Raw genomic sequence first — 9,029 nt, forward strand, 5'->3', positions numbered from 1 at the left:
CATCACCGGCTGTATCAATACCGAATCCTATACCCTTGCTGATGACAGCGAATTGCCGATAGTGACTCTGAGCAAAGTTGATAATACCATATGCGATAGCGGTATCGGTTTTAATGGGTCAGTTACAGCTTCTGTCACTTATAAAGGAAGCGGTGTAACATTGCCGGATGCCAATTATGTGTTTATCTGGCACGATGGCGCCTCTACTACCGATCCTGTTATCGCTGTCGGAGACAATACAGATGAAGTATTGGCTGGTCTCGAAGGAGGATTTTATACCGTCACGGTTAACAATGTTACGTTAGGCTGTACCTCCGATCCCGTTACAATTGAAGTAGTGGACGATCAATACTTCCCCGACATTAGTATCACTATAACCCCTCAGACCTATTGCGTTGGCTTGAGTGGAGAGCTATTAGCAACCATTGACGAGACTTCAATAGGTGGAGGTAATCCTGCTGATCCTAATGATTATTCTTTCACCTGGTACGAGTATGATAATGCAACGAATACATCAACAGCTCTTGGAGTAGGTGTTGTCGGTGGAGTTAACGGGGAAGCTGTAACACAACTTCCGGAAGGATATTACCGATTAGAGGTTGTAAGGACTTCAACAGGCTGTATCAACAATGAAATAGTATTCCTGCCTGAAAACATTACAATACCAGATGTCACTTTGACAAAAGTTAGTGATCTGACTACTTGCGGCAGCCCGAACGGTGCGTTACAGGCCGATGTAGGAGGTGTTGAGGCAGGCTATACCTTCCATTGGTATAATGATGGTGATGCAGTGGACGAAAATTTTGTAATCGCCAATGCCGATGTAGTGAACGTAGATAATGGTTCTTATACCGGACTGATACCGGGAGATTATACGGTAGTGGCTGTTAATAACACCACGGGTTGTATTTCTCCGATGCAAACGGAGAGGGTGCTGAATGCCACGAATGCCATTTCAATCAATGTGAACTTCGATATTTTACCTACGGATTGTAACATCGGTAATGGCCAAATGACTGCAACACCGACGGTGGCCTTAACGGTAACGGATCCTGATACAGATTTCACCTACGAATGGTTTGAAGGAGGACCTACGAATACAGATCCGGTAGACTTCTTTACAAACCCTCCAACTTTTGGCGCGGCAGCTTTTGCCAGTACAAGAACCATAGGAGGTTTGACATCAGGTACATTTACTGTGGTGGTAACTTACAATGCCACCGGGTGTAGTGAATTGAGGACTATATTCCTGCCGTTTATTGATTCTCCTGAAATTACAGCAACAGTTGAAAATTCAACAGAATGCCCTTACACCAGTGGAAACGGAGAGGTAACCATAGATATTGATGCATCCGGTATTACGGCGCTGCCTCCTGCGGGTGATCCCAGCGGAGCCATTGACAATGATAACTTCACATTGAATTTATATTCAGGAGCTAATGCTGATGTGTTGATTGCCGGACCAACCGACCTTGATCCGCCAACATACCCAGCCAACGGACCCGTTACAGTTGCCACAGGCCTGGCTCCCGGGTTTTACACCATTGAGTTGATTGAAGATTACACGGGAAACAACTGTAGTGTATTTGAGGTGGTCGAGGTGGCTATTGATGCCCTTCCTCCAATAGTCTCCCTGGTTGGAACCGTAAGTTCAAATACTGCCTGTGATCTTAATCAGGCAGACGGTGAATTTACAGTCGACGTAGCAAAAGACCCTGATGATAACGCTGTCGGTACTACGTACACCTTGGATATTTCACCAGACCCTACCAGTAGCTATCCTATTGTAGGGCAACCTGTGGGTGCATACTCATTTACACAATTGCCGCCTGATACCTATACTGTTACGGTTACAGCATCAACAGGCTGTTCTACTACCAGGAACTTTACGGTGCCTGATGCACCTACGGTATCAGAAATTGTAGATGGTGATGTGATCATTACTGCTGCGGATCTTTGTACTCCTTCGGGAAGCATAGAGATCACCAATATCAACCTGATTGGTGTTGGCCCGGACAACCTGGATGATTTTGAGTTTACCTGGTATGACGATGCAGGCCTGACCAATATTGTTTTCCAGGCCCAGGGAGATGCTACCGCGACCAATGGAGGTGAAGTGCTTGACAATGTGAACTATGCCGGCATGGGGCCGGGTACCTATTGGGTGGTTGCTCAGAAGACCACCGGTGTTGGTGCAGGCTGTTTCAGTGCGCCATTCCAGTCTATTGTTCCGGATGTAAGTGTAGATCCTGAGATCAGTTTGCAGGCATTTTCAAATACCTCATGTACTGATCTGGCACCGGAAGGAAGTATAACCATTGATGTAACAACAGCTTCCGGCCCCGGGGCAGGAGGGACATACACCTATAACATTACAGGGCCGGCTGGTTATAACAATGTGTTAAACGCCCAAAGTGGTGTTGGAAATACAGTGACAGGTCTTGATGATGGTACTTATACAATAGTAGCAACTAACGAAACTACAGGCTGTTCGGTAACAGGAGTAATAACTGTTCCTGTAAATGAGACACCTATTATTATTACCGCAGCCATTGCAACCGACCAGGAGCTTTGTACTCCTGATGGCAGAGCTGAGGTCACCGGGGTTTCCATAGATGGAGGCGTTACCAACCGACCGTTGAATGAGTTTGAGTTTACCTGGTTCAAGGATGATCCCAATGGCACACCACTCGTTGACGGAGGAGCTGTAACTATAACCGATCCGTTTGTTGATATTACCAACTACCCGTCAATTGAAGCTGGTACTTATTATGTGGTGGCAACACGTTTGACAGGCTTTTCACCGGGGGCAGGTTGTTCTTCACCTCCGGCCAGGGTAGATATTTTTGATGTTCATGTTAATCCGCAGATAAGTCTTGAGCCTTTTGCCAATACTTCATGTAACACTGATTTTGAAGGAAGCATAACTATAGATGCTTCAACACCGTCGGGACCGGGGGTAGGGGCTACTTACACTTATGATATTACGGGGCCTAACGGCTATGCAGCTACATTAAATGCTCAAACCGGTGCCGCCAATAATGTGCCGGACCTGGAGGATGGTACCTATACGGTTATCGCTACAAATGAAGTAACCGGGTGTACAGTTACAGGGACAGTGACTATACCGAAAAACCAGACCCCGATAATAATAACTGCCGCGGCCGGGATCGACCAGGAATTATGTTCGCCGGATGGCCGGGCAGAAGTGACAGGCGTATCCATTGACGGAGGGGTATCCACACGACCTCTGGGCGAGTTTGAATTCAGGTGGTTTAAAGATGACCCGAACAGTACTGCGCTTGTTGATGGTGGAGCCGTTACTATTACGGATTCCTTCATAGATATTACTAATTATCCATCAATAGAGGCAGGCACCTACTATGTTGTGGCTATTCGTTTGCCGGGTAACGTGCCAGGAGCCGGCTGCGTATCTCCACCGGCACGGGTTGAAATTTTGGATAGTCATGTTAATCCGAATATTTCCTTGCAGGCTTTTGCCAATACCTCATGTAATACTGATTTTGAAGGAAGCATAACAATCAATGCTTCAACACCTTCGGGGCCTGGTGTAGGGGCAACTTACACTTATGATATTACAGGGCCCAATGGCTATGCCAATACCCTGAATGCGCAAACCGGGGTCTCCAATAATGTGCCAAATCTTGAAGATGGCACCTATACAGTAATAGCGACTAATGAAGTTACAAGCTGTATCGTTACCGGAACTGTAACTATTCTTAAAAATGAAACACCGATAATTATTACTGCTGCAGCAGGAATAGACCAGGAGCTATGTTCGCCGGATGGAAGGGCAGAGGTAACCGGTGTGTCTATAGATGGAGGTGCAACCAATCAACCATTGAGCGAGTTCGAATTCAGGTGGTTTAAGGACGATCCTAACAGCACTGCTTTGGTGGATGGTGGAGCAGTTACTATTACTGATCCTTTCATTGACATTACTAACTATCCAACCATAGAAGCAGGAACTTACTATGTGGTGGCTATTCGTTTGCCCGGCAATGTGCCGGGAGCGGGTTGCGAGTCTCCACCGGCAAGAGTAGATATTCTGGATAGCCATGTTAATCCTCAGATAGCATTACAAGGGTTTGCCAATACCTCTTGTACCTCTGATTATGAAGGTAGTATCATTATAGATATGACAACACCATCCGGTCCGGGAGTTGGAGCAACTTATACCTACGACATTACAGGCCCGGATGGCTATGCTAACTTGTTAAATGCCCAGACCGGCAATGCCAATAGTATCACCAGCTTGAAAGAAGGCACCTATACAATCATCGCTACCAATGAGATAACTTCATGTGAGGTTACCGGTTCTATCACGCTGTTGACCAGTCAGACACCGATCATTGTTACCAGTGCGGTGGCTATCGACCAGCAGCTATGCACTCCTGATGGAAGAATAGATGTTACCGGTGTTTCTATTGATGGCGGTACTACCACAAGGCCTTTGAATGAGTTTGAGTTTACGTGGTACAAAGATGATCCTGCCAGTGCTCCTTTGGTGGATGGAGCCAGTGCTGAGATAAAGGATACTTTCCTTGATATTTCCAACTACCCTTCCATTGAAGCTGGAGTTTATTATGTAGTGGCTACACGTTTGCCTGGTTTTACTCCGGGGGCCGGGTGCTCTTCGCCACCTGCCAGAGTGGAAATTATAGATTCACACGTCAATCCGCAGGTAACACTGTCTGCGACTTCGAATACGGCCTGCGATGGTAATTTTGATGGTACACTGACAATAAATGTATCAGATCCTTCCGGGCCAGGAGTAGGAGCAACCTATGCATATGACGTGACTCACGACGGTAGTCCATTTACTAATTCGACGGGTAATTCCGGTGTTGGTAATACCTTAACAGACCTTGAAGAGGGCATATATGTGGTAATTGCTACCAATGAGACAACAGGTTGTAGTTCTACAGCTACAAAAACGATTGAGCATAAACCACAACCAGTGGATGTGGTAACTGTTGACCATGAAGACCAGGATATATGCTACCCGGATGGCAGGATAGAGGTGACCGTAACAAGTCCTACGGCTCCGGCAAATTATACATATGAATGGTATTTTGATGATATTTCTTCCGGTGCACTGACAGATCAGTTTGGAACGATCATATCGGGGGCTGTTTTAGAAGCCGGTACACTGGCAGGACAATACCCGGCTATGGGCGCTGGAACTTACTATGTCATTGCTACCAGGAATGCCACTAACGCTCCCGGATCGGGCTGTTCTTCACCCCCTTTCAGGGTAGACGTTCTGGACATAAGCACTGATCCGATACCTACGGTTTCATTTACTCCAAATACAGCTTGTGATCCGGCGCTGGCCAATGGAACCGTCACTGCTTCGGTGCAGGAGCAGGATGGATCAACCGGAGATACTTACACTTTTGTGTGGTCGTATGAAGGCGGCGCTTTGCCCGGTACTGTAGTACAAAATGACGTTGGCAACACCAGTAACCTGACCAATGCCTCAGAAGGTAAGTATGAGCTATTGATCACCAATGTCAGTAATACCGGCTGTAGTATAACTACTTCGGTGAATGTAACCCTTGACCAGCCACAAAGCCAACCGAATATTATAGATGTGGCGACCTTTGATCCCGTAGATTGTATGCCGACAGGCTGGGCAGAAGTTCAATCCATTTCAATAGGAGGGGGGGCTGCAATTACTGACCCAGTGGTGTTAAGTAATGATTTTACCTACAGATGGTATGAGGGTGATGTTTTACCGGCCAATCAGTTGACCGATACAGATCCCAGGATAGACAATCTGTTGCCCGGTCAGTATTTTGTGGTGGTAACAAGCAATATCACAGGTTGTGAATCTATTCCTAAGGAAGTTAATATCCTGGATGAGGATAGGATACTGCCTGTTATTGCCATAGAACAAACTGTTCCTCAAATCAATTGTATCGGGCCTCCATTCAGTGCAGAGCTACGAGCTACTGCTGAGGAGTCAGATGGAAATGTAGGAACCTATGTGTTTACATGGAGTTATGAAGGAGGAGCATTACCTCCGGGAGCAAATGTTTCTGCTACAACACCTACATCAAGCACTTTGAGTAACCTCCCTAGCGGAACTTATGAGGTTACTGCTCTTAACCCGACTACAGGCTGTAGTTCTTCGGCATTCTTCATAGTTAAAGATGAAAGCGAGAGATATAAGCCAGTAGTAAGTACCAGTTCAGAACCGCTTACATTCTGTACAGGTGATAATGGATCAATACTACTGGCTAATGTCCGTTTCCCAGATGATTACCCGTTTAACATCAATAATTATACAGTAGATTGGTACAATGGAGACGCTCCGGATTTAAGCGCTGCCCCGGATTACCCAAATACAGACAGGGTGTCAAATCTCCCTGATGGTGTGTACACGATAAGAGTGACAGACAATAACACCGGATGTTTTGTAGTGAAACTTCAAAATATCAAAGATGAACGCCAGTATCCGGTTATTGAAATAACAGAAAGCTCTCAAACCACCTGTCCGCCATACTTGCCTAACGGTGTGCTGACGGCCACGGTAGGAGGCAGAGTGGGAGGTTACTCATTCGAGTGGTTCAGTGGTTCTACGGCGGGAGCCCAAGGTACAGGCTTGACCACCAGGAACAGGCTAATTGGCTATCCGGCAGGCGTGTATACGGTCAGGGTTATTGATAAGCTGACAGGATGTTCTGAAGAGGAAACCTGGGAGTTAAAGGATGTACACCTTATACCGCCATCTCCGACGCCGGAGCTGCTTTCCAATGTTACTTCATGTATAGAGCCTGATGGTAAAGTAACTGTTACAGTGCAAGGAGAAACCCAGGGGTATGACTTCCTGTGGTATGAAGGCGCATCTGTTAGCGGTTCCCCTTTCTCTGACAGGATCAATGTGGTAGGGCTGGATATCGGCACCTATACGGTTACGGCCACCGATGCCACCACCGGTTGCGTTTCTGATGGAGTACCCATAGATGTAGGTGACGATCGCCTGCTTCCGGAGTTTGGCTTTGAAACCGTGGGATCCAAGTGTGATGAAAATACCGGACAGGCGACCATAGCCATTACTAACAATACCGTGGTAAGTACAGTCCAGTGGTTCGAAGTATCTACCGGGGCATCTGTCGGGCTGGGTACAGACCTCAACGGTGTAGGCCCGGGAGAATATGAGGCACTGGTGACCACTTTACTGGGGTGCGAAAACACAGGTGTGGTAGAGATCGGTACCGTGATCACGAACTATAACCTCGTATCTGCTGATGGTGACGGTATCAATGATGTGTTCCAGATCGATTGTATTACCAATTTCCCTAATAACAATGTAAGGATCTACAACAGGGCAGGTGTGCTGGTGTATGAAATTGATGAATACAACAATGCTGACAGGGCTTTCCGCGGAGTGGGAGAGCAGGGGCTTTATTCCATGGGAGACAAGCTGCCAAACGGCACTTACTTTTATTTGATCGATAAAGGGGATGGCTCAGAAATAATTTCAGGATTCTTAGAACTAATACGATAACTATGAATAGATTATCCATTTGTACCCTATTGTCTATGATGTTGCTGGCCTCCATGGCATACGGTCAGCAACAGCGACCTATTCAGTCATTGTATATGTTCGATCAACTGCTGATCAACCCGGCCTATGCTGGTAGTCAGGTTCAGTTGAGCGCCACCTCCATTTACAGGAACCAGTGGGTGAACCTTGACGGTGCACCCAAAACTTTCACTTTCTCCGCTCAGTCGAGCTTTGTACGAGGGAGAATGGGGCTTGGAATAGTGCTGGGTAAAGATGTCATCGGCGTACATGAAGATTTCAGCCTGTACGCCAGCTATGCCTATAAAATTAAAATGCCAAACGGCTCCCTCTCCATGGGGCTGATGGCTGGTTTTAATTCCCTGCAGTCAGATTTCACTAAAACAACAGTACCTACTGCAGGTACCGGTGGAGGGGTAGCGGGCTCGTCAGATCCGTTCTACAGGGAAACCAACGCCATGAACCCTAATTTCGGTACCGGTTTATTTTATACCAATAAAGAGTTTTATTTCGGCTTTTCGGTGCCTTACCTGCTGAACAATGAGATTATACAGGATACCGAACTCGCTGTAGAAACTGTAAAAAATACCCGCAACTACCTGATCTCTATTGGCAATACCTTCCCCATGAGCCCGGACTTCAAAATCATAGGCTCGACCTTGCTCAGATTTCAGGAAGGAGCACCTTTCAGCTTTGATATCAATGCCAATGGTGTTTTTAAAGATGTGGTAGGCTTAGGCGTGAGCTACCGCCTGGTGGAAGGTATGGTCTACCTCTTCGAGCTCAAGATCAACGAAAACTTCCACGTAGGGTATGCCTACGACATGACCACCAGTGGCCTGAATACCGTATCCAACGGCTCGCATGAATTCCTGCTGAATTACCGCATTAGAATCCCTACTTTGCATAAAGGGTTGGAGTGCCCTTCTTATTTTTAAGTTTAGTTTACTTTGTCAATAACAAAAGGCATGCAACGGTTTGAATTAGCAAAAGAAAAGGTTTTAAATTACTTAATAAGCAGATATGGCGACAAGGAGAATTACCCTGTTTTGCAAGATGATTTTGTCGAAACATCTTTTGGGTGGGTATTTTTTTATAATGGATGTAAATTCTTAAAAACCGGTAATCCTATGTACATGTATGTAGGGAATGGCCCCGTAATGTATGATGTAAATTTGGATAAAATAATTTTAGCGGGTACGGGGGAACCACTTGAATATTATATTAAGAGGTATGAGAATGACCTTAAGTCAAATAAATTTTAGCCGCTATTTTCCAGCTGGTGGTAGGTTAAGCATAGTGATCCTACGACCTGAAATGATCAAGAGCGTCCGCTCGTAATAAGATAAGCGGATGTCTGAAGCCACAATGAGTAGTCATTATTTTAGACCTGTGCTTAAAGTATGGAAAAGAGAGTCTGTGACGGCAATATGAGCAGAGATTATAAAAGTGGAGATAAGTAGTAATTATCAAA

3 protein-coding genes are annotated in these 9,029 nt (G+C 46.0%); all 3 read left to right on the forward strand.

All coding sequences use genetic code 11. From position 1 onward, the window contains the following. The first annotated feature begins 61 nt into the window (after positions 1 to 61). Genes E1163_RS05575 through E1163_RS05585 form a run of 3 tightly spaced genes read left to right on the forward strand, consistent with a single transcriptional unit; the run spans position 62 to position 8,820 of the window. On the forward strand, positions 62 to 7,537 hold the full coding sequence (locus tag E1163_RS05575) for a T9SS type B sorting domain-containing protein (protein WP_221417943.1): 7,476 nt from the start codon (positions 62 to 64) through the stop codon (positions 7,535 to 7,537). Between the two features lie 2 nt (positions 7,538 to 7,539). After that, positions 7,540 to 8,493, forward strand: coding sequence for a PorP/SprF family type IX secretion system membrane protein (locus E1163_RS05580; protein ID WP_155170351.1), 954 nt, complete (start codon positions 7,540 to 7,542; stop codon positions 8,491 to 8,493). Between the two features lie 12 nt (positions 8,494 to 8,505). Continuing rightward, positions 8,506 to 8,820 carry a YrhB domain-containing protein gene (locus tag E1163_RS05585; RefSeq protein ID WP_155170353.1) on the forward strand — a complete coding sequence of 105 codons (315 nt, stop codon included), beginning with the start codon at positions 8,506 to 8,508 and terminating at the stop codon, positions 8,818 to 8,820. Positions 8,821 to 9,029 lie beyond the last annotated feature (209 nt).

The organism is Fulvivirga kasyanovii (genome assembly GCF_009711405.1).
Classification (GTDB): Bacteria; Bacteroidota; Bacteroidia; order Cytophagales; family Cyclobacteriaceae; genus Fulvivirga; species Fulvivirga kasyanovii.